Source organism: Mycobacterium sp. E136 (genome assembly GCF_001666865.1).
GTDB lineage: Bacteria > Actinomycetota > Actinomycetes > Mycobacteriales > Mycobacteriaceae > Mycobacterium.
In genome coordinates this window covers 17,665-42,603 of sequence record NZ_LZJE01000324.1, presented here as the reverse complement: position 1 = coordinate 42,603, position 24,939 = coordinate 17,665, and the positions used below count along the sequence as shown (strand labels likewise).

The following is a 24,939-nucleotide window of genomic DNA, read 5'->3' as shown; positions in this document are numbered from 1 at the left end:
CTCACGCCGGAACCCCGATCGCCTTGGGTTCCATGTACGCACGCAATCCCATGACCCCGCCCTCGCGACCGATGCCGCTCTGTTTGAACCCACCGAACGGCGCGTCGCCGGGGATGGTGCCGTTGATCGAGACCTGGCCCGTCCTGATGCGTCGTGCGATGCCGACGGCGCGTTCGACATCGGCGCCCCACACCGCACCGCCGAGCCCGTACGCAGAGTTGTTCGCCACCGCCACCGCCTCGTCGTCGCCGTCATAGCGCAGGACGGTCAATACGGGACCGAACACCTCCTCCTGCGCGATGTACGAATCGGGGCTGGTGTCGGTCAGTATCGTCGGCTCGAAATAGAACCCACGCGAGTGGTTTTCGGGACGGCCGCCACCTGTCACCACCTTCGCGCCATCGGACTCGGCCCGTTGCACGAAGCCCTCCACCCGCTCGAGGTGTTCCCTGCTGATCAGCGGCCCCATATCCACCCCGTCGTCGGCGGGATTGCCGACCGTCACGGCGCGCGCCAGATCGGCGAGCCGGGTGACGACCTCGTCGTGCAGCGCGGCGGGCACCACGAGCCGGCTGTTGAGGATGCACGCCTGCCCCGCATGCAGCGTGCACCCTTCGAACAACAGCCGCTCCAGCAGTTCGTCGGTGACCTCGACATCGTCGAGCAGAACCGACGCCGACTTGCCGCCGCACTCGAGCAGGATCCGTTTCATCGTCTTCGCCGCGCCCGCCATCACGTCGCGGCCGACCGCGGAGCTGCCGGTGAAGCTCACCATGTCCACCCGCGGGTCCAGGGTCAGCACCTTGCTCGCATCGATGCCGGTGGGCGTGACGACGTTGACGACTCCGGGCGGAATATCGGTCTCGTCGTCGATGATCCGTGCCAGGGCCAGCCCGGCGAGCGGGGTCAGTGGCGACGGTTTCAGCACGACGGTGTTTCCCGCGGCCAGCGCCGCACCCAATTTCATCACGTTGAGGGTGTGGGGGAAGTTCCACGGCGTCATGATCGCCACGACGCCGAGAGGTTCGTACCGCAACAACGTGGTGCCCGCCGCCCCCCATGCGTCCATCGGTGCCTCGGCCGGCTCGAGCGCGAGCTCGGCAGAGTGCCCAGCCATGAATGCGGGACCGTCGACGTGGATCAGCCGTTCATTTGCTGTGCAACCCCACTCGGTCTGCGCCAGCGCGTAGATCTCGTCACCATGGGCCAGCAACGCATCGCTCAACTGCTGCAGGCACCGGGACCGCTCCTGCGGTGTGGCCGTCGCCCACGGCCCGGCGTCGAACGCGGTCCGCGCGGCGGCGATCGCCTGTTCGGCCTGCGCCATCCCGGAGTCCGGCGCCGACGCGATCACGGCCTCGGTCGCCGGATCGATGACGTCGTATCGGCCGCCTTCCGGCTTCACCCAACTGCCGTTGATGTAGAGGTCGTAGTCGTCGACGAGGGTGGATGCGGCCATCAGATCACTGGACCTTCCTGATTACGGCTGTGGGCCGTCGAGTCATCTCGCCGATGCCCGAAATGCCCTACATCTGCGCCTTGTGTGTACACCGGGCGTGGGCGCGTAGTCAACGTTTGCGGGCATTATCCTGCGGCGATGTTCATTGACACGGTCGTCTCACGTGCTGTAGACACAGTCTCACCGGACATTTGTGTCTAATTTGTCCGATGGCCGATGTGTTGAGGAGAGTTTGCGTGCCCATTGAATCCACGCCCCGACCGACCTCCGCTCATCCGCTGCACTCGCCGGACTTCTACGCCGGCGACCCGTATCCGGCCTACCGGGAACTGCGCGCGACGACTCCGGTGGTGTGGAACGACGTCACGAACTTCTGGGCGCTGACCAAGTACGAGGACGTGCGCTTCGTCTCCGGCCACCCGGTGTTGTTCTCGTCGACGCACGGCATCACCATTCCCGATCCCAGCCAGCCCGAGCCTGTCCAGGAAGGCAACCTGATCTTCACCGATCCGCCGCGGCACCGGCAGCTGCGCAAGCTCATCAACGCGGGGTTCACCCGCCGTCAGGTGTCGTTGCTGGAGCCCACGATCCGGCGGATCGTCGACGGCATAGTCAACGGCATCGATCCCTCCCGCGAGTACGAGTTCGCCGAAGAGATCGCGGCTCCCCTGCCCACCCGGATGATCGCCGAAATGCTCGGCGCCGCACCGGAAGACTGGGAGAAGTTCCGCACCTGGTCCGACGCGGCCGTTGGCACCGCCGATCCCGACATCGAGCTGGATCACCTGGTGGCGCTCGGTCAGCTGTACGAATACTTCACCAAGCTGATCGAGGCCCGGCGCTCCGGCGAGGTCTCCGGACAAGACGATCTGTTGAGCATCCTGGCCGCCGCCGAAGTCGACGGGGAGCGCCTCACCGATGCCGATCTGCTCAACTTCTCCTTCCTTCTCCTGGTGGCCGGAAACGAGACCACCCGCAACCTCATCGCGCTCGGTACGGCTGTGCTGCTGGATCATCCCGATCAGTTCGCACTGCTTCGTTCGGACCCGTCGCTGCTGACATGCGCAGTCGAGGAGATGCTGCGCTTCACCAGTCCGGTGACGCACATGGCGCGAAGGGCGACCGCCGACATCGAGATCCGCGGGCAGAAAATTCAGGCCGGCGACACGGTGGTGATGCTGTACGGCGCGGCCAACCGCGATGAGGAGATCTTCGGACCGACAAGCGAGGAATTCGACATTACCCGGAACCCCAACCCGCACATCGCCTTCGGCGCCGGTGAACATGCGTGTCTGGGTGCTCAACTGGCACGGCTCGAGGCCAGGATCATGTTCGAGGTGCTCTTCGGTACGTATCCGAGTATCGAGTTGACCGGGGACGTGACCCGCCTGCGCGCCACCATGGTGCCGGGCGTCAAACGCATGCCGGTGCGCTTGAAGGCGAGTGTGTGATGGACTTCGACTACACCCCCGAACAGGAGCGACTCCGCGCGGAGTTCCGGGAGCGCCTCGAGGCGGTGATGACCCCGGAGCGGCGTGCGGCGGTCTCCGGCCTGATGGAGGGTGGCGCCGCCGTCGCCGAGTGCAGGCGCGCGCTCGGCGAGGCCGGTCTGCTCGGCGTCGCGTGGCCCGTGGAGTACGGCGGACGCGGGCTGACCGCGCTGGAGCAGTACATCTTCAGCGAGGAGGCGCGCCGTGTGCATGCGCCGCTGCCGATGATCACGCTCAACACCGTCGGACCCACGCTGATCCAGTACGGCACCGAGGAACAGAAGCAAAAGTTCCTTCCCGCAATACTCAAGGGCACCGTCGACTTCGCGATCGGCTACTCCGAGCCGGGCGCGGGAAGCGACCTCGCCTCGCTGCGGACGACCGCGGTGCGCGACGGCAATGAGTTCGTCATCAACGGCTCGAAGATGTTCACCAGCGGCGCGGAGTTCGCCGACTACATCTGGCTCGCGGCGCGCACCGATCCAGAAGCCAAGAAACACAGGGGCATCACCGTTTTCATCGTGCCCACCGACTCGCCGGGGTTCTCGTGGAAGCCACTGCACACCATGCCCGGTGTGTCGACCTATTACACGTTCTACGACGACGTGCGGGTGCCCGAGAGCGCGATCGTGCTGGGTGAGAACCAAGGCTGGAAGCTGGTGACCAACCAGCTGAACCTGGAGCGTGCCGCGCTCGGCAATCTCGGCGCACTCGAGCCGTTGTTCGCCAAGACCGTGGAGTGGGCCAGGACCACGCCGCTGGACGGCGGACGCGTCATCGACCAGCCGTGGGTCCAACAGGCCCTCGCCCGCGTCGAGGCACAGGTCGCTGCCTACCGGTTGTTGAACCTGCGGGTCAACAGCAACATGAGCTCCGGCGCACTCGGTATGGGAGAAGCCTCCGCTGCAAAGGTTTTCGGGACTGAACTGACACAGCAGGTGGCTCGCGAGCTCCTCGACGTCGTCGGCCAGGCCGGCACCCGGAAGGGCTCCGACGCGCCCCTGAAGGGTGAACTCGAAAGCGCCTACCGCCTCGCCGTCATCAACACCTTCGGCGGCGGCGCAAACGAACTGCAGCGAGACATCATCGCCATGGCGGGCCTCGGGATGCCACGCGCACCCCGCGACATGCGAGCGTCCTGAGAAAGGAAATCAGCAGTGACCACAGCGAAAGACGAACTGCGCGAACGCCTCGACGCGCTCATCGGCAAGCCCACCGACGGCGTCGGCAAGCCGGTGCGCGCGCCGGATCCGGTGAACGCCGCGATGATCCGGCACTGGGCGTATGCCCTGGGTGACATGAACCCGGCCTACCTCGACCCCGAGTTCGCGAAGAACTCCCGCTACGGCGATATCGTGTCACCGCCGGTGATGCTGCAGACGTGGACGATGCCGCCACCGAAGCTGGAGGGCATCCACGAGCGCGGCGGTGTGCCGATCGAGATGAAGGGCGAGAATCCCCTGCAGTTTCTCTCCGACGCCGGCTACACCGGCATCATCGCGACGAACTCCGAGTTCGAGATCGAGCGCTACCCGCGGGTGGGAGACGAGATCACCTCCGAGACGGTCTTCGATTCGATCTCCGATGAGAAGAAGACGGCCATGGGCAACGGGTTCTTCGTCACATGGGTGACCACCTACCGCGATCAGAACGGCGAAGTCATCGGCCGCCAGTGGTTTCGCACCCTGCGGTTCAAAACAGGTGGGAGTAATTGATGGCCAGCAGACTCGCTCCCTCGATCAGTCCCGACACGGAGTTCTTCTGGTCCGGGCTCAAGGAGCACGAGCTCCGCATCCAGCGCTGCACCGACTGCAAGACCTTCCGCGTTCCGCCGCGACCGATGTGCGGTGGCTGCCAGTCACTCAATTGGGACTACGTCGTTTCCAGCGGACGCGGGACGGTCTACAGCTTTGTGATGCCGAAGTACCCGCCCCTGCCCTTTCTCGAATATCCCTACGTCGTCGCGCTGATCGAACTCGACGAAGGCGTTCGCATCGTGTCGAACCTCTGCGATATCGAACCCGAGGCGATCGAGGTCGGAATGCCCGTCGAAGTCTTCTACGAGACCTTCGAAGCACTGCCAAGCGGAGAAGAGCTGGTGTTGCACCAGTTTCGGTCGGCGCGCTGAACCAGAGGAACCCACATATGGATTTCACCTTCACCGAGGAGCAGGAGACCGTCGCCAAGGTCGCCCGGCAGCTCTTCGAGCACCGTGCCACACCGGAGCATCTAACCGAGCTCGAAGCGGGCGAGGTGCGGTATGACGCCGCACTGTGGGCCGAGTTGGCGTCGGCCGACCTGCTCGGAATCGCGCTGCCAGAATCCGTCGGGGGTAGCGGTGGCGGTTTCCTCGAGCTGGGTGTGCTGCTCAGCGAGGTCGGGTACAGCGTTGCGCCGGTCCCGGTGTACGCGACGCTCGTCCTCGGTGCCGATACCATTGCCCGGCACGGTGATTCGGAGCTTCAGCGGCGGTGGCTGCCCGGCGTGGTCGACGGCAGCACCCAGTTGACCGCCGCGCTCGTCGAACCCGGTCGTTCCGATCCGACCGCACCGCGGACCACCGCGCGGGCCGACGGGAAGGGCTGGCGGCTCACCGGCGCCAAAGAGTTGGTGCCCGCGGCGCAGATCGCGTCGGCCATCGCCGTATCGGCCACGACGGACGACGGACCCGGCTTGTTCGTCGTCGAAACCGACGACACCGGCGTAGATGTGACGCCGGCGTCCACAACCAACGGTGAGCCCTTCGCCGACGTCGAACTGACCGATGCCATCGGGTCGCGGCTGACCGAGCGAGCCGATGCCGACATCGTCCGCGCGCTGTACAGCAGAGCGCTGGTGGGGTTGTGCGCGATGCAGATCGGCGTCGCTGACCGTGCGCTGAAGCTGGCCGCGTCCTACACCAGCGAACGTGAACAGTTCGGCCGCCCCATCGGATCGTTTCAGGCCGTACAGCAGCGTTTGGCCGACGCATTCATCGACACCGAGGCGATCCGCTGGACCACGTGGCATGCGGCCTGGCTGATCGCCGAAGGCAGGCCCGCCGAGCGCGAAGCGGCAATCGCCAAGTTCTGGGCCGCCGAGGCCGGAGCGCGGGTCACCGCGTCCGCCCAGCAGGTACACGGCGGCATGGGCATCGACGTCACCTATCCCCTGTCCCGCTACTTCCTGTGGGCCAAGCAGATTGAACTCGCGCTCGGATCGGCGTCACAGCAGCTGTCCCGGCTCGGCAACGCATACGCGGAAGGACCAAACCAATGACCTCGACACTGAAGCGCACCACCACGCTCGCTTTCAACGACGTCAACGTCGGCGACCAGGTGACGCCGCTCGACGTTCCCGTCACCACCACGTTGATCGTCGCCGGTGCGATAGCGTCCCGTGACTACATGCCGGTGCACCACGACCGCGACTTTGCCAATTCCCAAGGCTCCAAGGACATCTTCCTCAACATCCTGACGACCAACGGGCTGTGTGTGAAGTTTCTACACGACTGGGCGGGACCCGAGGCGATGGTCAAGAAGCTGTCCATCCGGCTCGGTGTGCCCGCCTATCCGAACGATCCGCTGCGGTTCGAAGGCAGCGTCACCGACAAGTCCTCGGCGGACGGCGAGGGGCTAATCGAGGTCACCTTCAAGGGCACCAACAGCCTGGGCGATCACGTCAAGGGCACGGCGGTGCTGAGCCTGCTCGAGGGCGTTGAGGCATGACCAAGGACGGCATCGGCGGCAGGGCCGCGCTCGTCGGCATCGGTCAGACCGAATTCTCCAAGGAATCCGGGCGGACCGAGATGCAACTGGCATGTGAAGCGGTCAAGGCGGCCATCGAAGATGCGGGCCTGAGCCCCAAGGACATCGACGGCATGGTGACGTTCTCCGTCGACGAGAACGAAGAGATCGAGGTCGCTCGCAACGTCGGGATCGAAAACCTCACCTTCTTCACCCGGGTACCGCACGGCGGCGGTGCCGCCGCGGGCACCGTCATGCAGGCCGCGATGGCGGTCGCGACGGGCGCGGCCGAGGCCGTGGTGTGCTATCGGGCTTTCAACGAGCGCTCCGGGTTTCGGTTCGGCGGCGCCGGTCGCCAGCCCGGCGTCACCCCGCTGTGGATGGCCCCGTATGCCCCGTTCGGCTTCATGACACCGGCCGCGTGGGTTGCCCTGCACGCTCAGCGCTACATGAGCACGTACGGCGTCACCAACGCCGACTTCGGCAAGATCTCCGTCATCGACCGCAAGCATGCGGCCAAGAATCCCGACGCCTGGTTCTACGACAAACCGATCACCCTCGAACAGCACCAGGAGTCACGCTGGATCATCGAGCCGGTGTTGCGCCTGCTCGACTGCTGTCAGGAGAGCGACGGCGGGGTGGCGATGGTGGTGACCAGTGTCGAACGGGCGCGTGATCTCGCCAAGCCCCCTGCCGTGATCACGGCCGCGGCCCAGGGCGCCGCATACGACGGCGAGGTCATGACCAGTTACTACCGCGACGACATCACCGGCCTGCCCGAGATGGGCGTGGTCGGCGACAAGCTCTGGCGCAACTCCGGATTGAAGCCCGGCGACATCTCGACCGCCTTCCTCTACGACCACTTCACCCCGTTCGTGTTCACGCAACTCGAGGAACTCGGATTCTGCGGCCGGGGCGAGGCCAAGGACTTCGTCTCCGTCGACGAACTCTCGCTGGGCGGCAGGATGCCCATCAACACCAACGGCGGACTGCTGGGTGAGGCTTACATCCACGGGATGAATGGCATCACCGAAGGCGTCCGCCAGATCCGCGGCACCTCATACAACCAGATCGACGATGTCGAACACGTGCTGGTGACCTCGGGCACCGGCGTCCCGACCAGCGGCCTCATCCTCGCCCCGGACCGCTGAGCGGTTAATGTCGTGCGGTGGCGTCTGACATGACCCAGTCGGTGGAGGTGGACACCCGGGATGCCATCATCTCGGCCGCCTTCTCCTGCTTCCGCACGCGCGGGCTGGCCAAGACGACCATCGTCGACATCGCCCGCGCTGCCGACGTGTCGCGCAGCACCTTCTACGAGTACTTCCGGGACAAGGAGACGGTCGTCGAGGCGTGCGCCGAGGCGGCGTCGCAACGGTTCTACCGCAACATGGCCAAGGCCATCGACCGCCACGGGGGCAGCACGCTGGAGGGGCGCTTGACGCGCGCCGCGGTCTTCGTGGCCCAGGCGCGTCGGGTGGTCGAACCCGAGGTGTACTTCGACGCGGCGGAAGTCAGCCTCATGATGACCAAGAACGCCGCCACACTCCTGAAGGAATGCGCCGATTTTCTGACCCCGTACGTGACCGCGGCAAAGCTGACCGGCGAGGTCCGTTCGGACCTCGACGTGCCGTCGGCGTGTGAGTGGTTCGCACGAATGTTGTTCTCACTGTTCACGACTCCGTCAGCAGTGATCGACATGCGCGACGACGACGCCGTGGCCGGATTCGTACGCGCATACGCGGTGAACGGATTCGTCGACAGCGGTCGACGCCGCCGGTAGCGAGATCAGCCCATGGACGGACCGGACAGAATGCGGCCTGCCGAGAAGAGAATGTGCATTCTCATCTGTGGCTATGCTGACTTCCGCCAGCGCATACGAGGAGGGTCTGAGTGAAACCCACCGCGGCGACCGCAGCGCCGATGCCGACGCCGAGACGGGGGCACACCGGCCGCCGGACCGGGACCACGCAGCGCCCTACAAGCTGGTCGTCCTCGCACCGGATGCGGTGGAGGCGGTAGCGGCGGCCGGCGGGCTCGCCGTCGATGCGCTACGCGCCGGGTGGCTCGTCGACATCTACCTCGAGACCGATGCACACGCGCGGGCCGTCCGGATCCTCGGTGCCACAGGCTATCTCCTGCCGAGCACCTTCGATACCGAGTCGCATCGCCCGGACGCGGTGTTGTTCGCCGCAGGTATGTACCCGAAGCATCGCGGGGTGCGCCGCTTCGTCGCGGACGCCACGCGGCGACACGGCGCGGACGTGGCCGCGTGGGGCGGATCCTCGCCTGCTGCACCAGCTTCGGCCTCCGACATCGAACACCGTCTTAGCTCCGCCGCACGCGCGTTCAAGTACTACGCGCTGAAAGCAGCGGGCACGGAAGTGTCCGCGTGCACCAACGAAGCGTTCAACGGTGGTTTTCGCCGTCTCACGGTAGTCGAACCCGCACTTCCGGCCTGAGGAACTGCCTCAGGAGGTCCGGCGCACAGGGGCGTTGGAATAGCCACACACGTTGGACATCGCCACGCGCCGGAGGCCGTCACGGTCGACCTCGTATTCGGGGATGAAGTCGAGCAGCGCATCGAGCGCGATGCGGCTTTCCATACGCGCCAATGCGGCGCCGAGACAACTGTGCACTCCGTAACCGAAGGCGAGGTTGAAGCCCATCTTGCGGTCGCGGTCGATGTCGAGGCGGTCGGGGTCGTCGAACATCCGCTCGTCGCGCAGGGCGGACCCTGTCACGAGCAACACGGCGGCATCCTTCGGAATCGTGGTGCCGTAGTAGGTGACATCGCGCGTCGCGGTGCGGACCTGATACTGCGACGGCGCTTCGTATCGCAGTAGTTCCTCGATCGCGGCAGGGATCTTGCTGCGGTCATCGCGAAGTTTGCGCCACTGATCGGGGAAGTCGGCGAACGCGACCATCGCGTTTCCCACCAGCTTGGTGACCGTTTCTGCGCCGGCGCCTCCGAGCATCGTGGCGAAGCCGGTGATGTCGACATCGGTGAGCTTCTCCACCACGCCATCGCGCTCGATCTCCGTCTCGATGAGACGGCTGATCATGTCGTCCTGCGGCGCCGCGCGACGCTGCTGCACGAGGTCGTAATAATAGAGGCCGGTGTTCATCGAGGCCTCGTATCCCTCTCTGGGAACGGCGATCTCACCGGGCCGGCGCTCGAGCAGAAGATCCAGCCAGCGCCGGATCTGGTCCCGGTCCTCCTTTGGCACGCCGAGCATGGTCGTGATGACCTCGTTCGGAAACAGGGCCGAAAAGTCGGCGACGGCGTCGAACTGCTCGGGATTCAGTGCTTCGATGCGCTCATACACCTTCTCGCGCACCATGTCCTCCAACGCGGCGATCGCGCGAGGAGTGAAGACGTTGCTGACCAGACGCCGCATCTTCTGATGCTCCGGCGGATCCATCGAGATGATCACCTTCGGCACCGGGATGGCGTCGTCGTGCGCCTTGACCATGTCGAGGGTGGCGCCCTTGGCCGACGAGAAGGTCTCGTGGTCTTTCGTGGCGGGTGCCACGTCGTCGTAGCGGGTCAGCGCCCAGAAGTCCCACTTCTTGCTGTAGTAGATCGGGGCCTCGTTGCGCAGGCGACGGTAGGTGTCGTACGCGCCGTCGAAGAAGTCTTGCGAGAACGGGTCGAACTCGACGGGCCGTCCATCGACCTCGCGCGAGGGCGCATTCACAGGATCGCTCCAGACTCCTTGAGTTCTTCGATGGTGTCCCACTCGATCCCGGCGTCCATGAGGATTTCCTCGGTGTGCTGACCGTGCTCGGGCGCACCACCGGGGGTAACCGACCGCTCGTTGAACTGAACGGGATTGGTGGGCAGCGAGAACGGCACTCCGCTGACGGTCTGGGTATGCGCGACATATCCGTTGGCTGTGATGGCGGGGTCGTCGCAGAGCTCACCCGGGGTTTGCACGATCCCCCACGCGCCCGAGAGCGCTGCCAGAGTCTCCCGCCATTCGGCCAGTGTGCGCTCGGCGAATGCCTCGTCGAGTAGGGCGATGAGGCTGACCCGGTTCTCGAACCGTGATGCCGGGTCGGCGAATCGCGGATCGTCGATCAGTTCCGGAAGCCCGATCACGCGCATCGCTTCGGCGTAGAACTTGTCGAGTTGCAGCATCATCAACTGGACGTAGCGTCCGTCCTTCGTGCGGTACGTCCCGACGAGCGGGTTGGGTGCATCCGCATGACCGAACTTGGGAATGGCGCTGCCACCGTGGATTTGGCTCACCGCGACGTCGGGACTGAGGTTCCAGGCCGCAAGTCCGAGCAGCGACACGTCGACGACCGATCCCTCGCCGGTCGTGGCCTTCTTGTACAGCGCCGCAGCGATACCGCCCGCGATGGTCATACCGCCGAGCAGGTCACCGAATGCCGGGCGAGAGCGAACGAGCTCGTCCTTCTCCTCCGTCAACGCGGTGGCGATCCCGCCCCGCGCCCAGTACGAGACGCCGTCGTAGCCCGGCTTGTCCGCGTCCGGCCCCTTGGGGCCGTGGCCGGATCCCCGCACATACACGATGCTCGGATTTACCGCCCGGATGTCATCGACGTCGATGGCGAACTTCCGGCGGCGATCCGGCAGATAGCTGGTCAGAAACACATCGCAGGTCTTGGCCAGCGCGTGCACCACGTCCCGACCGCCAGGCGTGCTCAGGTCGACACCGATCGACTTCTTGCCGCGATTCGGGATCTCGATCATGTAATTGACCGAACCACCACCCTCATCGACGATCCCCATGGTGACGAGACCACGCTGCGGATCACCGCCGTCACGCGGTTCGACCTTGATGACCTCGGCACCCCACTCGGCGAGCACTGCACCAGCCGACGGCACGAATGTCCATGCCGCGACCTCGAGCACCCGAACTCCGCTGAGCACGTTATCGACGGAAATGTCGTCCTCCTACAGGCGTTAACGGGCATTTTCAGATTTGAGAATCACACTATCTTGGGGCTTGCGTGCGCGCTACGGCCGCCGCGACAGGCGCTCGGGAAGCGCCGGGTCACCGCTGTCCCAGAACGCCCGCCAGGTCGGCATGCGGTGTGGCATCTGTGCGCGCAGCGGTACATCGGTGGGCCATCGGATGAATTCCGGTCCGGGCCGCTCGGTCACGTCGACGGAGTACCAGGGATGCTCGCGTCGCTTGACGAAGTACCAGGCACCGTCGCGGCGCTCGTAGACGTCGTCGTAGCGCATCGTGATGACATACCACCCGTCGCCGTCCTCATGCTCGGCCCGGCAGTAGGTCGACCCCGTCGCATGGTCGGGATCGGCGAAATCGAATGCATGCCCGCAGATCAGATGGATGCTGCGATAGAACCTGCGAAGCGCTTCGTCGTACCACTGCCTGAGCGCCGCTCTACCGATGCCGTGCGACCCGGCGTGCACGTCGTCGACGAACAACGCCACCAGTGCATCGAGATCCCGCGCATCCAGTGCCATGGCGTAGCGGCTGGGCAGTTGGGCGATCTCGATGCAGGACTCGAGTCGATCCACCCGGTCGGACATCGACATGGCCGGAGTCTAATAGCCAGGGACATCCAGCGAGAACCGATATTCTCGTTTCCGGTGACGATGGCTATCCTGTGGGGGCCAGCCCGTCCCAGCGCAGGACCGCTAAGGAATCCACCTCGTGCCTTCCCCGACACTCACGCCCACGATCCCCGCCCTCGTCAGATCGTCTGCGGCGCGGTTCGGAGACAAGCCGTTTCTCATATCGGATGGTCAGACGCTGACCTACGCCGACCTGGACCAGCGGTCGGCCCGGTTGGCGACGGCGCTGCTCGACGAGGGCTTCGGAAAGGGCGACCACGTCGGCATCCTGATGCCCAACAGCGTCGACTGGGCGGTCGCCTGGTTCGCCATCACGCGTATCGGCGCGGTCGCGGTCCCGCTGAACACGTTCTACAAGGCGTCTGAGCTGGCGTGGACCGCCCGGCACGCCGATCTGCGCGCAATCCTCGCCCTCTCGAGCTTCCGTGGCCACAGCTTCCTCGACCGCCTCGAGGAGGCGCTGCCCGGCCTCGCCGGCCAGGGCAGTCCCGGCAGGCTGGCCGTGTCAGGCGCGCCGTTTCTGCGCACGATCGCCGTGTGGGGACACTGCGATCGGCCGTGGGCGACGACACTGCCGGTCAGCGCGGATGAGCGGTACGGCGCCGACTTCTTGGCGGAGGTCGAGTCGTGCGTGACGCCAGCAGACGACGCGATGATCATCTACACCTCGGGCAGCACCGGAGACCCGAAAGGTCCTGTGCACACGCAGGGTACGTTGGTGCGCCACACGTACAACCTGACTTTCGACTACGGCGTCACGAACACCACGGTGATGTTCACGGCGATGCCGTTCTTCTGGGTCGGTGGCCTGATCACCGGCATCCATGCCGTGATCCACCACGGTGCGACGCTGGTGACCCAGCCCGCGTTCGACGCGGCCGACGCGCTGGAGTTGATCGAGCGTCACCGCGCGACCATCACGCTCGGTTGGCCACAACAAGGCAAGTCGCTGGCCGAGCACCCGGACTTCGCGCGGCGCGACCTCAGCTCGGTGCAGCGCACCAGCATGCCCGCCATGGTGCCCCCCGAACGCCGGCCGAAGGGACCCAATGCGCTGGGGATGACCGAACTCTGCGGCAATCACATCGGCGTCGACCCCTATCCACCGCAACCGGCCGATCGCTCGGTGACGGGCGGCTACTCGATCGAAGGGCTGTCGCATCTGCTCGTCGACCCAGAGACGGGAGACCCCGTCTCTCCGGGCAGCGACGGCGAGATCTGGGTGCGTGGCTACTCGCTCATGCAGCGGCTTTACAAGCGTGAGCGCGAGGACGTGTTCACTCCCGATGGCTACTACCGAACGGGCGATTGCGGAATTCAGTACGACGACGGCTGGATCACCTTCACCGGGCGGCTGGGCGACCTGATCAAAACCAGTGGTGGCACCAACGTCACACCGGGAGAGGTGGAATCGGCCCTGTCCGGTTGCGACGGCGTTCTCGAGGCGTATGTCGTCGGTGCCGAAGACGGCCACAACGGAACGATCGTGGCCGCCGCGGTGGTTCCGCGCGGCGACGCACTGCTGGATGCCGAAGCGCTGCGGGCAGATGTCCGTAGCCGCCTGTCGGCATACAAAGTTCCGAAGTTCATCTGGGTGACCGACAAAGAGGCGCTGCCATTCACTGCCACGGGCAAGGTCAAGAAGTCGGACCTCGCCAAGCAGCTCAGTGATCTGTTGTCAGAAAGCTAAGCGCTGGACTGCCGGGTGACAACCGACGGCCCGGACAGAGGGCTGGAGATCACGCCCGGTGAGGCTTCGAAGACGCTCGGAACGGCGTTCACCGCCGCGAGCGCCGTGGCCGCGACACCGGGATTAACCCGGTCCTCGTCCGACTGTTCCAGGTGCAGTTCGAGGTTCATGTTGGGATTGCCGTTGATGCGGAACACCATTCCGCCTTGGCCTTCGCGCGCAGGCTTGGGCCAACGGTCGGGCCACGGCGTGCTGCTGACAGTCGCGAAGTATTGAACCGCGACGGCCGGGCGGCCCCTGACGATCCCGGCGAGCTGCCACCGGTGCGCACAGATCGTTCCCTCCTCGATGACACCGAGCGCAGTCGCAAGGTCGGTCGGTGCGAGCAGCGTCTCCCAATCCAGCTCTATCCCATCGAGTTCGAATCCGAGGATGTCGGCGATGTAAGTCACCACCGTGCTCCAATCCTTGTCGACCTTTCCGGACGCGATTCGTACCGGCACATGGCCATCGGGCTTACCGAATCCCATCGACTCATGCAAGACGTCCCATATCGGGTATGCCTTGTCGAGGTCGACCGCGTATTCGTCCATCCGGTATGCGTCGACTCGGCCCGCTCCGGTCAACAGAGCCGTGGGGATGTTCAGGCTGATGAACCCCGGTTCGCTGCCGGTGGCATAGAACGTTGAATTACCCTCAGCAGCAGCCTTTTCCAGTGCTTCTCGCCATGGCGCGGGTGCGGCCGGGGGATAAATCATCGGGATCAGCGAGAAGGTCACCACATTGATCCCGGCACTGAGGTACGTGGCGATGTCCGCAATCGCCTCTTCTTCGCGTCGGACGGCGGTCGCGCAGTAGGTCACGCAGTCGGGCTTCAGCGCGAGAACAGCCGACAGTTCATCGGTTGCACGTACTCCGACGGGTGGTGCACCGCACAGTTCTCCCGCGTCCATCCCTGCCTTTCCCGGTGTCGACACCTTCACTCCGACGAGATCGAGCGAGGGGTCCTCGATGACCGCGCGCAACGCCTCCCTGCCGGTCAACCCGGTGCCGACGTGGACAACTCGATAGCGACGACCGGAGAAGTCGGTCACGGTGTATTACCTCCTCACCCCTGCGGGGCAACAGTTCTCGTCATCGTGGGACTGACCATGTCAGCGGTAGAACGGTCCTGGCTTGCCGGCTTCCTCGAGATGACCGTATGGGTCGTACAGGTTCACATCCGGATACGGGTTCTGATCGAACGAGGGCCGCGACAGACCTGCCTCCCGCAGCCCCGCCAACACGGCCAGCGGCACAGCGAACGACGCCAGGCCTACCGTCACCGATACCAACAGCTGCCGAGTCAGCGTCACCTTCGCGCGCCCCCGCCTCGCGGGCAACCAGCGTGCGAGTCGGTTGATCAACACCAGTTCGCCACTCTCGTCCCGCACGCACATCACGGCAACCATGGCGAAGATCGGGGCGTCGTACACCGCCATGATCACGGGAAAGTGGATGTGCCCGATATGCAGCACCGGTCCGACTGCCTCTGTGTAGTAGAAGATTCCGGCTCGCATCCAGGTGAATTGGATGAGGCCGTTGATCGGGACGGCGATGATCGTCGCACCGATGAACACCCGCAGCAGCCTGTGCGGCGCCAACCAGCCGACGCGACGCATCAGCGGATCCAAAATCCTGTCGTGCAGCTTCAAAAAGCCCAGACCGTTCAGCAGATAGTAAGCGGCGTAACCACCGAGGAATGCCAGCGCCGGTTCGAGATTCGGTGAGATGTTCACGTACGGCCAGGACAGCGGGAAGTGCAACATGCGCGGATCGAATATTGCGAACGTCGCCCAGTTCGCCAGTGGGTCCAGCGCCCCGGTGATCAGGCCGGCGAACGCGATGATGACCGCCCAGTGCACCTTTCGCTCCCGCCACGACAACCACGCCAGTACGGCGATCAGACCGATCGCCAACGGGATCGAGCTGATGGCGACGGCCAGCGGCCAGTTGTCGAAGCCGAGAAACGGCGGATACGGATCGGGGCCGGGATTCGGGTTCACCTTCTTCGGGTCCCCGTGCAGACCTGTCTGAATGTTCGCGATCGTCACTACGGCGAACGCCAGGTAGGCGATGACGAACAGCGACCATCCGGTCCTGGCAGGCCACGGCGAGAGGTGCGCCTCGGCCGGATCTCCGGGAGCGGAGTTGGGCGTGCGCTCAACGGTATTGGTCAACTCACACCGCCACCGGAAGCGTGGCCCACCCTCTGACGCTGGAGGTGTGAGCGCGTTTGGCCGCCCCGTAATCGACTTCCCAGTCGGGCCATCGGCTCAGCACCTCCTCGAGCGCCACCCGCGCTTGCATCCGCGCGAGCGCGGCGCCGAGGCAGAAGTGAATTCCGCGACCGAACGACAGATGAGTGGCCTGCCGGTGGATGTCGAACCGGTCCGCGTCCGGGTACTGTCGCTCGTCCCGATTCGCCGAACCGTTGATGAGCAGCATCACCGAGCCCTCGGCGACCGTCTGGCCATAGAATTCGACATCACGAGCGACATATCGTGCCTGCACAGGCGAGGGTGCCTCGTAGCGCAGCACCTCCTCGACCGCCGCGGGGATGAGGCTGAAATCCGCCGCGAGTTCGCGGCGTTGCTCCGGGTGGTCGGACAGCAGTTGTCCGGCAAAGCCGATCAGCCGCGTCGTCGTTTCGTTTCCTGCGCCGACGAGTGTGCCGGCGTAGGTCAGCACCTCTCCGCGAGTCAACCGCCTACGGCTACCGTCACGTTCCTCGATCTCGGCGTTGACCAGTTCGGTCATCAGATCGTCTGATGGGTGGTCGTAACGCCAGTCGATGAACTCCTCCAGCATCGACCCTTGTCGCGTCAGCATGTCATCGGCCGCATCGACGAGTTCGCCGTCTTTGAGTTCGAGAAGCCGGTCGGTGTTCTGTCGGATGGCGATCTGCCTGTCCTCCGGTATGCCCAGCAGGTATCCGATGGTCCGCATCGGCATCCATGCGCCGAGATCGGCGATGAAGTCGAACGTCTCGGCGCTCTCGAGTGGTTCCAATGCGTGCCGGCAAAACTCTCGCGCCAGCGGTTCGATAGCAGCCATGCGCCGTGGCGTGAACACACCCGACAGCAGACGACGATGGAAGTCGTGGATCGGGGGGTCCTCGAACAGGATGATGCCCGGCGGTACCTCGACGCCGTTGAGGATGATGTCGATGGTGGTGCCCTTGCCCGAGCGGTAGTCCTGCCAGTTGGCCAGCTCACGGGCGACGTCGGTGTACCTGCTCAGCGCGTAGAAGCCGTACTTGTCGTTGCAGTAGAGCGGCGCTTCGTCGCGGAGCCTCTTCCATACGGGGTAGGGGTCGTCGTCGATGTCGAAGTCGAACGGGTCGTAGTACGGCTCAACCTTCACCCTGTAGGTCATACCGTGAGAATAGGCTTTACCGGACGTCATTTTGGCGGATTTCTCCCGCCCAGGGCTCCCAATGGGCGCCGCCGAGCGCCCATGTCACGGCCTCCTACCGCCAGAAACACCTGTATGAGAATATGAATTCTCACATCGCGGACCCTCGGGTTCACCTGCGTAAAACGGAATCGAAGGAGGCGGCAATGGCTCCAGCCGCCGTTCGCAGCTTCATCTTCGCCGTCGAGTTCCGGATCGCCGAATCCGAGCGTGTGGGGCCGGTGCTCGCGCAGCACGAGGACAGTCTTCGCGATCTCGGCGCGCGGTATGCGTTCGTGTACGAGTCGGTGGTCGACCCCGGGAAGGTCCTGGTCGTCATCGGTATCCGAACCGAGCGGCCGCTGCTGGACCTGCTTCGTTCGCCGTATTTCTTCGAGTGGTTCGACGCGGTCGGCATCGACGACCTTCCCGCGGTCTTCGCCGGTGAGGTCGTCGAGCGCTTCGACCTCGGCGAGCCACCCGCGCCGGGCACCGAGGTGGTGGTCGCCGCCGTCACCCGGGTCGGGAGCGTCGAGGTTTTCATGGCTCGCGTGCGCGAATCACTCACCGACTTCGCCCGTTCGGGAATTCGCCGAACACTCGTGTACCGCGCCTTCGACACCCCGCGCGAAGTGCTTTTCCTTCATCAGCTGGCGACGGCCCGCACCGCGTTGCAGTGGGTCGCGGACTCCGACATCGCTTCGGAGTGGCTGACATCGGCCGGCGTCGGCGCATATCCGCCGGTCTTCGTCGGGCGGTTCGTCCACGCGATGCGACTGGCCGAGACGGCCGGGACGGATCTGCACTGATGTACGTCTGCCTGTGTCTCGGCATAACGATCGAGGCGGTTTCCGATGCCGTCGCCTCGGGCGCGAAGACGTCGCGTCAGGTGTCTGATGCCTGCGGTGCCGGATCGGACTGCGGCAGGTGCCGACGAACGATCCGCTCGATCATCAAATCCGCGGAAGCGGAATCAGAATCAGGTAGGAGAAGCACGGCATGAGCGATCGACACTCCAACATCAAGGGCGCGCGGATGCTCGTGATCGGCGCATCCTCGGGCATCGGTCGCGCGCTTGCGCGGGCGGCTCACACCAGGGGTGCGCGTGTCGCGCTCGCGGCCAGGCGCGTCGAGCTCCTGTCCGAACTGGCCGAAGAGTTCGACGGTTCCGCGCACGAGCTCGACGTCGCCGATCCACGCGCGATCGAGCGGGTCGTCGACGAGGTGGCCACGACTCTCGGCCAGCTCGATGCGGTGGTATTCACCAGCGCCGTGGTTCCGTTCGCGTTGATCGAAGAGACCGACGTCACGACGTGGCTGCACGCCTACGCCGTCAACGCGGTAGGCGCATCGCATGTGCTGCGTGCGGCGCTCCCCCACCTCGCCGACGACGCGGTTGTGCTCGTCGCGTCGAGCCATGAAGTCGGCAGGCCGCGCGCCGGCGTCGGGGCTTACCACGCCAGCAAGGCCGCGCTGGACGAGATCCTGCGATCATGGCGGGCCGAGCATCCCGAACTGGCCGTCATCCGTGTCAGCGTCGGTCCGACGGAGGGCACCGAAATCCTCCGCGGGGCGGACCGCGACCTACTCGCCGATCTCTACCGGGCCTGGGCACAGGAGGGCCAGATTCCGGCGAAGATGTCTGCCGTCAACGACGTCGCCAACGCCATGCTGTCGTTGATCGCGATGTCTCGGGCCAACCCCACAGTCGTGAGCGACATCGTGCATCTCGCGCCCCGGCTGAGCACCGGTCGATAGATGTTGCCAGTCAAGGGATTAGAGTCGCTGCGGTCTGTTAACCAAGGGTGCGGGCGCGCAGTCTTGTACATGTGGACCGGCGTGTCGTGTACAAGACTGCGCGCTCGGCGTGTCCGGGATGCTCAGCTGTTCTTCGACATCTCTGCGGCCGCCGTGTCGGCCCACTGCGCATGGTGTCGGCCCATCGTCATGGCGCCGTTCCAACCGCCATCGGTCCACAGCACCTCACCGCCGACATAACTGAACCGTGGGCTGCCGAGACAGACCAGCGGCCAGGCTTGTTCCTCGGCAGTCGAATATCGTCCAACCGGTCCGACCGCCTGATCGACGGTGTCCTTGCCCATCAGGTCCTGGAAGGCCGGCATCATCGCCGTTTCGGTTGGGCCCGGGTTGATGCAGTTGATGCGAATGCCGCGGCGGCCGAGCTCGGGATACCACCAGCCCACCCACGCGTCGATGATGTACTTCGAGTAGGCATAGCCGCTCCACGACCACAACTTCTCGTTCGCGGTCAGCCATTCGACGGCAGCCTCGAAACCCTTCGTCTCGAGCAGCCCGGTGATGACCTTGATGTGGTCCTGCCAACCGATCGCGGCCGACGATGAAATCACGCTGATGGCGGACCCTTCGGCCATCTTCGGCACGAGCTGCTCGGCCAGGTGACGCGCCCCGACGAAGTTGACGAGGATCGTGTCCCATTCGCTGAACGGCGGACCGGGCAGCCCCGCACAGCTGAAGAGCCCGTCGACAGGTCCGTCGATGGACGCCGCGACCTCTTCGATGCTCTGTTGGTCACGTTGATCGATCTGTAGCGCGCGGGCAACGGAAACGGTCGTGGGTTTGATATCGAGGGCGGTGACTTCCGCACCGAGATCGACGAGGATCTGCGCGGTCGCCCGCCCCATGCCCGACGCCGCCCCGGTCACGACCACCGATTTGCCCCGGTACCTCAGCACATCGTCCACCGCACGCTCCTGTCGAGAATTTCATTTACCGATTGTGAGAACCTACGTTATCACCGGTGTACTATCGCGACAGCTAGTCGCTGCGGTTGGTCCAGTGCGCGACGAACGGCGCGATGCCCGACAGGTCGTAGAGCCCCGGCTCGGCCGCGACGACTGCGGGTATGGCGTTGATCGCGTGCATCGCGGTGGCCAAGCAGCCCTGTTCGGCGTGGTCCTCACCGGGAGAACCGATTTCGAGGTGTATCCGCATGTTCGGCTCACCCTCGAAGGCAAGATCGTATCCGATCTCGTTCGGCCAGTGCGGGGCGAGATCGTCAGCCATGCGGGTGAGATGCTCGACCGATATCGTAGTCTCGCCGCAGTCGACGACCACGCCGAACCGCATGGCACCGACAGTGCCCGAAGGGATCTCGCCCGCGGCGACGGTCAACGCGCGCGGCGTCGTCACGACCTCACGGAACCCTTCGACCGACCGAATGCGCAATCCGAGCGCCTGGGCAAGCACCGTCGCGCTGCCGATCCATGCGCTCGCCGCATACTCGGCGTTGGCGAGCAGTGGGGTGGTGTCGTCGGGCGCGTGACCGAAGCCCATGGCATTGAAGATCAGGTCGTGACTGGCGTAGGTGGAGTAGTTGAGCACTTCGCGGACGGTGATCCGGTTCGTCTGCTGGGTGAGCCGCGACAGAAGAGGCGCGATCGACTCACCGAAGAAGCCTGGGTACAGGCCCACCCCGAGGAATGAGGATGTGCCTGCCTCACAAGCATTTTCGATGCCGTCGGCCAGCGATTCGTGCAGTGAGCGCGGATGGATGAACCTGCTGCCCGTGGCGACCACATTCTTACCCGAGGCGAGCAGGTCACAGACGTCGGCGAAGCAGCCCGGGGTGTCGATTTCGACCTTGCCCATATAGAGCACCACATCGGCATCGGTGGCGATGATGGCGTCGCGGTCGTCGCTGGTGAGGACCCCGGCCTCGCCGACGCCGCACAGCGCGCCCGCGTCGACACCGGCTTTTGCCGGATCGTAGACACGAACGCCGACGACCGTGAGATCGGGCCGGCCGAGGATGTGGCGAAGCGCCATCGTTCCCGTCACACCGGTCGCCCATTGAATCACTCGTGTCATATGCGTGCCACCTCAATCCCACACGACGTCGAGGCGAGGGGGCGAGCGGAACATCGTCCCGGTGATGTAGGGCTCCGGCGCGTCGGGATCGAGCCGGAGTCCGGGCAATTCGTCGAACAGGGCGTTGAAGATCTTCGTGGTCTCGAGCCGAGCGAGATGCATACCCAGGCAGACGTGGGCCCCGTGCGCGAACCCGATGTGCGGCTTGCGTTCCCGGAAGATGTCAAACTTCTCCGGTTCGTCCCACCGCGTTTCATCGTGGTTTGCGCTGCCGAGACTGAGCATCATCGTCGCGCCCGCGGGTACGTGAACTCCGCCGATCTCGGTGTCGCGGGTGACCTCGCGCATGAAATTGAGCAGCGGGGTTTCCCAGCGGATGCCTTCCTCGATGGCCTGCGGCAACAGGCTGCGGTCGGCGCGAACCGCGTCGAGTTGATCGGGATGGGTCAGCAGTGCGTAGGCCAGGCTGGCGGTCGAGCGTGACGTGGTCTCGGCGCCGGCGGGCAGAAGATTGCGCATGAATCCGTAGATCTGCTCGTCGGACATCTTCACGCCGTTGACCTCTGCGGCCGCGAGGATGGACACCATGTCGTCCTTCGGCTCCTTGCGCCGGTCGGCAAGGATCCCGACGAAGTACTCCTTCATCTTCGCCGAGGCCCGCATCGCGCAGTCCATGTCGCCGCGGAAGCCCAGTAGGTCGATCGCCAGTCGGTGGAAGTGCAGGACATCGGAATCGGGAAGCCCCAGTAAAGCTGCGATCACCCGCACCGGAATGGGCATGAACACCGCGTCGACGAGATCGGCGCGCTTGGCGTCCTTGATTTTGGCAAGGGTTCGGTCCACCAGCGGGCCGACGAGTTCGGTATCCCACCGTTTCATCGATGAGCGCGCGAAGGCGAATTCGTGCAGCTTGCGATAGATGGCGTGTTCGGGGTCCTGCATCTCGAGGATGGTGGGGCCCTGTAGTGGCCGCACGACGTCCTCGTAACAGCGGGTGCTGAAGGTGATGTTGTCGGTGAAGATCGCCTTGACCGTGTCGAACGTGTACGCCGTGAAGGTCGGCGCGCCGTCTCCCGAATTGCCGATCATGCCCATCTCGGGCCACCCGGCATGCACCGGCGCCTGCGCCCGCAGCTCCTTGAGGAGGGGGTACGGGGTGGCGTCACCGTCGGCGCCCATGCCCGCATTGAATTTGTCCTGAGCGTCTCGAATGCTCTGCTCGAGATCCTCGACGCTCGCCGGCTCGAACATGCGACGACTCCTCACTGCGGATCGGCCGCTATCAACATACACCCTGGTGGTTGCCGACCTCCATCATGTACGTTTGGCCGAGGCCAGGCCATGGCATCAGTGAAAAGCACACCGGGAGCGTTCGATTGGTAACTCGAGTCGTCCAATGGGCCACGGGCGCCGTCGGTCGCGCTGCGCTGGCCGAACTGATTGAGAACCCGGATTTTCAACTGGTCGGCGTCCTCGTGTACGACCCCGCGAAGGAGGGGCTGGACGCCGGCGCTCTGTGCGGTCTGCCGCCGACGACGGGCGTGCTCGCCACCACCGACAAGGACGAGATCTTCGGACTCGGCGCCGACGTCGTCATCCATGCTGCCAGCAAGGCCCATGCCGTTGACACCAACGCCGACGACATCTGCCGACTGCTCGCGGCGGGCACGGACGTCATCACGACGACGTCCTACAACCATCTGCCCACCTACGGCGCCGAGGCCGAGACGGCATTCGCGCAAGCCTGTCGCGCGGGACAGTCCCGATTCCACGCCGCGGGCGAGAACCCGGGGTTCATGTTCGAACGCCTGGTGGCGACGGTGACGGGGCTGAGCAAGTCGATCGACCGGATCGACCTCTACGAAGCGACCGATGTCTCGGCGGTCGACAGCCGACCCATGCTCGTCGATCTGATGGGTATGGGCAGACCGCCCGAGGACGTCAGCGTCGACTCGCCGATCATCAAGAAGCTCGACATGGCGTACCGTCAGGCGCTCAACGCCACCGCCGACGTTCTCGGCGTCACGCTGTCGCACGTCGAGGTCTCCGTCGATGCCACCACGCTTCCGCACGACCTGGAGGTGCCGGCCGGCACTATCGAGGCGGGAACGGTCGTCGGTCAACGGTTCTCATGGGTTGGCCACTGGTCGGGCCGCCCCTTGCTGGCCATCCACGAGGAATGGGTCCTCACGCGGAACCTCCCCCAGTGGGGGCTTACGCCGCTTGCCCCTGGAGAGAAGGCGCCGCTGATTCGCGCCGTCATCAAGGGCGAACCGAGTTTCGAGCTCGCGCTCGACGTCGGCTGGGACGGCAAGGTGCCCAGCGGGCAGCACGCGCAACCGGGGCATCTGATGATCGCGATGGGCGCTGTCCGGGCGATTCCCTACGTGAGGGCCCAGCCACCCGGGATCGTCACGGCGCCGGTGTTCGGGGCGATCCAGCTGGGCAGCCAGCGCCGAAACTGAGCTTCTGCAGGAGAATTCGCGTCATCATCGCGCACAAGCTCAGTCTCGGCGGGAATTCACTGCGCGCGAGATGTTGTCGCTCGGCGCCGCGTGGAATACGTGTCCGCTTCCGTCCGGTAGCACTCGGCGCGCGATCAGGTAATCGGAGCCCAGCCAACCCTGCCTGATGTAACGGCCGAACCGGAGGAACGTCCCCGGGGCTCCGCTCGCCGACGGCACGAGCTTCACCTGCTCGATTCCGTGTTTGACCCCTTCGCCGGTCAGCGGCCTCGCCGCCGCCAGGCCTCGGGCGATCACGGTCGCGACGTCGTGACACAAGCCGGGCATCGAGTGCGCCGGTCGTCGGCCGTAACGCGCCTCGAACCGGTCGAGAAAGGCCTGACCGACACGGTTGCGCTCGTCGTAGCTGTCGAGACCGATCCAGCCGCGCAGGTGGCGCATCCACTCCGCGTTGATGTGCGCCATCTCGAACGCCGTCGTGGTGTAGCGCGGCGGATCCCAGCCGGCACTCTCCAGGGCGTCCGAGAAGCCCCACAGCCCGTGGCCGAACCCGACGTGCACCAGCGCATCGGGGCCGGCCGCCCGCAGTTCGGCGACCACCGCCGCCTTGTCCGCTTCGACCTGCGGTATGGCCGCCGTGGCCACGACCTTCAATCCCGCTGCGGAATACGCCTTTTCGGCGAACGCGAGATACTCCTTGCCGATGAGAGAGGCCTCATAGGCGATGGCGATACGCGACCTTTCATCGCCGAGCATCACCGCGGCGAGCATGACCGGCTCCTCGGGCATCGACCCGTTGTTGAGCGCGAACGTCCACTCCCCCAGCGCCTCCTCCGATCCCGACAGGATGAGATTCGGGACCTTGCCCACCCGGTTGGCGTGCGCGGACAGCGGCACTGCGTTGTCGGAGACGTACGGGCCGAAGATCACCAGGCAGCCTTCGGCGACCAGCTCGTCGTAACCGCGTTCGACGGCGTGGTACGTCCCGTTGGGCAGACCGATGACGTCGCGGCGCACCACCTCGATCGGCCGGTCGACGAGTCCCGCGGATACCGCTTCCTCGAAGACCAGCCGCAGCGTGTCCAGCGTGTCGTCCTCGGTGCTGGACCTCGTCGGATAGTCGTTGAGCAGGCCGACTTTCAGCGGGGCGACCGATCCGTACGCGCGAACATCTTCGTCTGCCACATTCAGCAACGTACAACATGCAGGTTGTCCGCAACCGATAACCTACACGGTGAATGTTGCTAG

At 65.1% G+C, this 24,939-nt stretch carries 25 protein-coding genes; 14 read left to right on the top strand and 11 right to left on the bottom strand.

The genetic code is table 11. The features are described 5' to 3' along the window. Nucleotide 1: 1 nt before the first annotated feature. Entirely contained in the window at nucleotides 2–1,459 is a 1,458-nt protein-coding gene (locus A5698_RS21705) for an aldehyde dehydrogenase family protein (protein ID WP_068300942.1), read from the bottom strand. A gap of 278 nt (nucleotides 1,460–1,737) precedes the next feature. On the opposite strand from A5698_RS21705, the gene A5698_RS21700 reads away from it, so the two are divergent. The 9 genes from A5698_RS21700 to A5698_RS21660 all read left to right on the top strand — a co-directional run bounded on the left by A5698_RS21700 (nucleotide 1,738) and on the right by A5698_RS21660 (nucleotide 9,136). After that, complete coding sequence (locus A5698_RS21700; RefSeq protein ID WP_084792558.1) at nucleotides 1,738–2,910, top strand: cytochrome P450; 1,173 nt, start codon at nucleotides 1,738–1,740, stop codon at nucleotides 2,908–2,910. Then, complete coding sequence (locus A5698_RS21695; protein ID WP_068300938.1) at nucleotides 2,910–4,091, top strand: acyl-CoA dehydrogenase family protein; 1,182 nt, start codon at nucleotides 2,910–2,912, stop codon at nucleotides 4,089–4,091. Before A5698_RS21700 ends, A5698_RS21695 begins: the two co-directional genes overlap by 1 nt. A gap of 15 nt (nucleotides 4,092–4,106) precedes the next feature. Further along, entirely contained in the window at nucleotides 4,107–4,664 is a 558-nt protein-coding gene (locus A5698_RS21690; protein ID WP_068300933.1) for an FAS1-like dehydratase domain-containing protein, read from the top strand. Beyond that, complete coding sequence (locus tag A5698_RS21685) at nucleotides 4,664–5,077, top strand: Zn-ribbon domain-containing OB-fold protein (protein WP_068300927.1); 414 nt, start codon at nucleotides 4,664–4,666, stop codon at nucleotides 5,075–5,077. The genes A5698_RS21690 and A5698_RS21685 overlap by 1 nt, the downstream gene beginning before the upstream one ends. Before the next feature lie 17 nt (nucleotides 5,078–5,094). Beyond that, nucleotides 5,095–6,207, top strand: a complete 1,113-nt coding sequence (locus A5698_RS21680; protein WP_068300925.1) for an acyl-CoA dehydrogenase family protein — start codon at nucleotides 5,095–5,097, stop codon at nucleotides 6,205–6,207. Further along, nucleotides 6,204–6,656 (top strand): MaoC family dehydratase, encoded by a 453-nt coding sequence (locus A5698_RS21675; protein ID WP_067083262.1) that lies wholly within the window; start codon nucleotides 6,204–6,206, stop codon nucleotides 6,654–6,656. The genes A5698_RS21680 and A5698_RS21675 overlap by 4 nt, the downstream gene beginning before the upstream one ends. Further along, nucleotides 6,653–7,825 (top strand): lipid-transfer protein, encoded by a 1,173-nt coding sequence (locus A5698_RS21670; protein WP_068300919.1) that lies wholly within the window; start codon nucleotides 6,653–6,655, stop codon nucleotides 7,823–7,825. Before A5698_RS21675 ends, A5698_RS21670 begins: the two co-directional genes overlap by 4 nt. Before the next feature lie 29 nt (nucleotides 7,826–7,854). Next, nucleotides 7,855–8,457, top strand: a complete 603-nt coding sequence (locus tag A5698_RS21665; protein ID WP_068300916.1) for a TetR/AcrR family transcriptional regulator — start codon at nucleotides 7,855–7,857, stop codon at nucleotides 8,455–8,457. Between the two features lie 73 nt (nucleotides 8,458–8,530). Next, the gene (locus A5698_RS21660) at nucleotides 8,531–9,136 is read left to right on the top strand and encodes a hypothetical protein (RefSeq protein ID WP_068300911.1); all 606 of its coding nucleotides are present in this window, start codon (nucleotides 8,531–8,533) and stop codon (nucleotides 9,134–9,136) included. Between the two features lie 9 nt (nucleotides 9,137–9,145). Here the strand turns inward: A5698_RS21660 and A5698_RS21655 are convergent, their stop codons facing one another. The 3 genes from A5698_RS21655 to A5698_RS21645 form a co-directional block, all read right to left on the bottom strand. Then, nucleotides 9,146–10,375, bottom strand: coding sequence for a cytochrome P450 (locus A5698_RS21655; protein ID WP_068300907.1), 1,230 nt, complete (start codon nucleotides 10,373–10,375; stop codon nucleotides 9,146–9,148). Continuing rightward, nucleotides 10,372–11,592 carry a CaiB/BaiF CoA transferase family protein gene (locus A5698_RS21650; RefSeq protein WP_068300903.1) on the bottom strand — a complete coding sequence of 407 codons (1,221 nt, stop codon included), beginning with the start codon at nucleotides 11,590–11,592 and terminating at the stop codon, nucleotides 10,372–10,374. The genes A5698_RS21655 and A5698_RS21650 overlap by 4 nt, the downstream gene beginning before the upstream one ends. 72 nt (nucleotides 11,593–11,664) lie before the next feature. Beyond that, complete coding sequence (locus A5698_RS21645; RefSeq protein WP_068300972.1) at nucleotides 11,665–12,195, bottom strand: nuclear transport factor 2 family protein; 531 nt, start codon at nucleotides 12,193–12,195, stop codon at nucleotides 11,665–11,667. Between the two features lie 136 nt (nucleotides 12,196–12,331). On the opposite strand from A5698_RS21645, the gene A5698_RS21640 reads away from it, so the two are divergent. Then, nucleotides 12,332–13,942 carry a class I adenylate-forming enzyme family protein gene (locus A5698_RS21640; RefSeq protein WP_068300898.1) on the top strand — a complete coding sequence of 537 codons (1,611 nt, stop codon included), beginning with the start codon at nucleotides 12,332–12,334 and terminating at the stop codon, nucleotides 13,940–13,942. Here A5698_RS21640 and A5698_RS21635 read toward each other — a convergent pair. From A5698_RS21635 to A5698_RS21625, 3 genes are read right to left on the bottom strand one after another with little or no spacing between them, the layout of a single operon-like run. Next, entirely contained in the window at nucleotides 13,939–15,036 is a 1,098-nt protein-coding gene (locus A5698_RS21635) for a dihydrodipicolinate reductase (protein WP_197506852.1), read from the bottom strand. The two genes, A5698_RS21640 and A5698_RS21635, sit on opposite strands and share 4 nt — an antisense overlap. Before the next feature lie 60 nt (nucleotides 15,037–15,096). Then, nucleotides 15,097–16,161 (bottom strand): spirocyclase AveC family protein, encoded by a 1,065-nt coding sequence (locus A5698_RS21630; RefSeq protein WP_068300894.1) that lies wholly within the window; start codon nucleotides 16,159–16,161, stop codon nucleotides 15,097–15,099. A 1-nt stretch (nucleotide 16,162) separates the two neighbouring features. Next, on the bottom strand, nucleotides 16,163–17,359 hold the full coding sequence (locus A5698_RS21625) for a cytochrome P450 (RefSeq protein ID WP_068300892.1): 1,197 nt from the start codon (nucleotides 17,357–17,359) through the stop codon (nucleotides 16,163–16,165). A gap of 185 nt (nucleotides 17,360–17,544) precedes the next feature. Here A5698_RS21625 and A5698_RS21620 point away from each other — a divergent pair, with 185 nt between their 5' ends. From A5698_RS21620 to A5698_RS21615, 3 genes are read left to right on the top strand one after another with little or no spacing between them, the layout of a single operon-like run. Then, a complete protein-coding gene (locus A5698_RS21620) occupies nucleotides 17,545–18,186 on the top strand; it encodes a hypothetical protein (RefSeq protein ID WP_068300889.1) in 642 nt (213 codons plus the stop codon). Beyond that, nucleotides 18,186–18,380 carry a (2Fe-2S)-binding protein gene (locus tag A5698_RS28185; RefSeq protein WP_082693544.1) on the top strand — a complete coding sequence of 65 codons (195 nt, stop codon included), beginning with the start codon at nucleotides 18,186–18,188 and terminating at the stop codon, nucleotides 18,378–18,380. Before A5698_RS21620 ends, A5698_RS28185 begins: the two co-directional genes overlap by 1 nt. Continuing rightward, a complete protein-coding gene (locus tag A5698_RS21615; RefSeq protein WP_068300886.1) occupies nucleotides 18,377–19,135 on the top strand; it encodes an SDR family oxidoreductase in 759 nt (252 codons plus the stop codon). Before A5698_RS28185 ends, A5698_RS21615 begins: the two co-directional genes overlap by 4 nt. A gap of 122 nt (nucleotides 19,136–19,257) precedes the next feature. On the opposite strand, the gene A5698_RS21610 is transcribed toward A5698_RS21615, so the two are convergent. The 3 genes from A5698_RS21610 to A5698_RS21600 all read right to left on the bottom strand — a co-directional run bounded on the left by A5698_RS21610 (nucleotide 19,258) and on the right by A5698_RS21600 (nucleotide 22,477). Next, a complete protein-coding gene (locus A5698_RS21610) occupies nucleotides 19,258–20,100 on the bottom strand; it encodes an SDR family oxidoreductase (RefSeq protein ID WP_068300883.1) in 843 nt (280 codons plus the stop codon). Between the two features lie 73 nt (nucleotides 20,101–20,173). Beyond that, complete coding sequence (locus tag A5698_RS21605; protein WP_068300880.1) at nucleotides 20,174–21,226, bottom strand: NAD(P)H-dependent amine dehydrogenase family protein; 1,053 nt, start codon at nucleotides 21,224–21,226, stop codon at nucleotides 20,174–20,176. A 12-nt stretch (nucleotides 21,227–21,238) separates the two neighbouring features. Then, a complete protein-coding gene (locus A5698_RS21600) occupies nucleotides 21,239–22,477 on the bottom strand; it encodes a cytochrome P450 (RefSeq protein WP_068300878.1) in 1,239 nt (412 codons plus the stop codon). Nucleotides 22,478–22,602: 125 nt separating this feature from the next. Here A5698_RS21600 and A5698_RS21595 point away from each other — a divergent pair, with 125 nt between their 5' ends. Beyond that, nucleotides 22,603–23,691 carry an NAD(P)H-dependent amine dehydrogenase family protein gene (locus tag A5698_RS21595; protein WP_068300875.1) on the top strand — a complete coding sequence of 363 codons (1,089 nt, stop codon included), beginning with the start codon at nucleotides 22,603–22,605 and terminating at the stop codon, nucleotides 23,689–23,691. A gap of 39 nt (nucleotides 23,692–23,730) precedes the next feature. Here the strand turns inward: A5698_RS21595 and A5698_RS21590 are convergent, their stop codons facing one another. Further along, the gene (locus A5698_RS21590; protein WP_068300872.1) at nucleotides 23,731–24,876 is read right to left on the bottom strand and encodes an ABC transporter substrate-binding protein; all 1,146 of its coding nucleotides are present in this window, start codon (nucleotides 24,874–24,876) and stop codon (nucleotides 23,731–23,733) included. Nucleotides 24,877–24,939 lie beyond the last annotated feature (63 nt).

What these genes read in the sequence shown, in the direction of transcription:
- A5698_RS21705 (WP_068300942.1), bottom strand. Translation starts at nt 1,459, where the DNA reads ATGGCCGCATCCACCCTCGTCGACGACTACGACCTCTACATCAACGGC.
- A5698_RS21695 (WP_068300938.1), top strand. Translation starts at nt 2,910, where the DNA reads ATGGACTTCGACTACACCCCCGAACAGGAGCGACTCCGCGCGGAGTTC.
- A5698_RS21685 (WP_068300927.1), top strand. Translation starts at nt 4,664, where the DNA reads ATGGCCAGCAGACTCGCTCCCTCGATCAGTCCCGACACGGAGTTCTTC.
- A5698_RS21680 (WP_068300925.1), top strand. Translation starts at nt 5,095, where the DNA reads ATGGATTTCACCTTCACCGAGGAGCAGGAGACCGTCGCCAAGGTCGCC.
- A5698_RS21675 (WP_067083262.1), top strand. Translation starts at nt 6,204, where the DNA reads ATGACCTCGACACTGAAGCGCACCACCACGCTCGCTTTCAACGACGTC.
- A5698_RS21670 (WP_068300919.1), top strand. Translation starts at nt 6,653, where the DNA reads ATGACCAAGGACGGCATCGGCGGCAGGGCCGCGCTCGTCGGCATCGGT.
- A5698_RS21665 (WP_068300916.1), top strand. Translation starts at nt 7,855, where the DNA reads ATGACCCAGTCGGTGGAGGTGGACACCCGGGATGCCATCATCTCGGCC.
- A5698_RS21660 (WP_068300911.1), top strand. Translation starts at nt 8,531, where the DNA reads ATGCTGACTTCCGCCAGCGCATACGAGGAGGGTCTGAGTGAAACCCAC.
- A5698_RS21625 (WP_068300892.1), bottom strand. Translation starts at nt 17,359, where the DNA reads ATGACCTACAGGGTGAAGGTTGAGCCGTACTACGACCCGTTCGACTTC.
- A5698_RS21620 (WP_068300889.1), top strand. Translation starts at nt 17,545, where the DNA reads ATGGCTCCAGCCGCCGTTCGCAGCTTCATCTTCGCCGTCGAGTTCCGG.
- A5698_RS28185 (WP_082693544.1), top strand. Translation starts at nt 18,186, where the DNA reads ATGTACGTCTGCCTGTGTCTCGGCATAACGATCGAGGCGGTTTCCGAT.
- A5698_RS21615 (WP_068300886.1), top strand. Translation starts at nt 18,377, where the DNA reads ATGAGCGATCGACACTCCAACATCAAGGGCGCGCGGATGCTCGTGATC.
- A5698_RS21605 (WP_068300880.1), bottom strand. Translation starts at nt 21,226, where the DNA reads ATGACACGAGTGATTCAATGGGCGACCGGTGTGACGGGAACGATGGCG.
- A5698_RS21600 (WP_068300878.1), bottom strand. Translation starts at nt 22,477, where the DNA reads ATGTTCGAGCCGGCGAGCGTCGAGGATCTCGAGCAGAGCATTCGAGAC.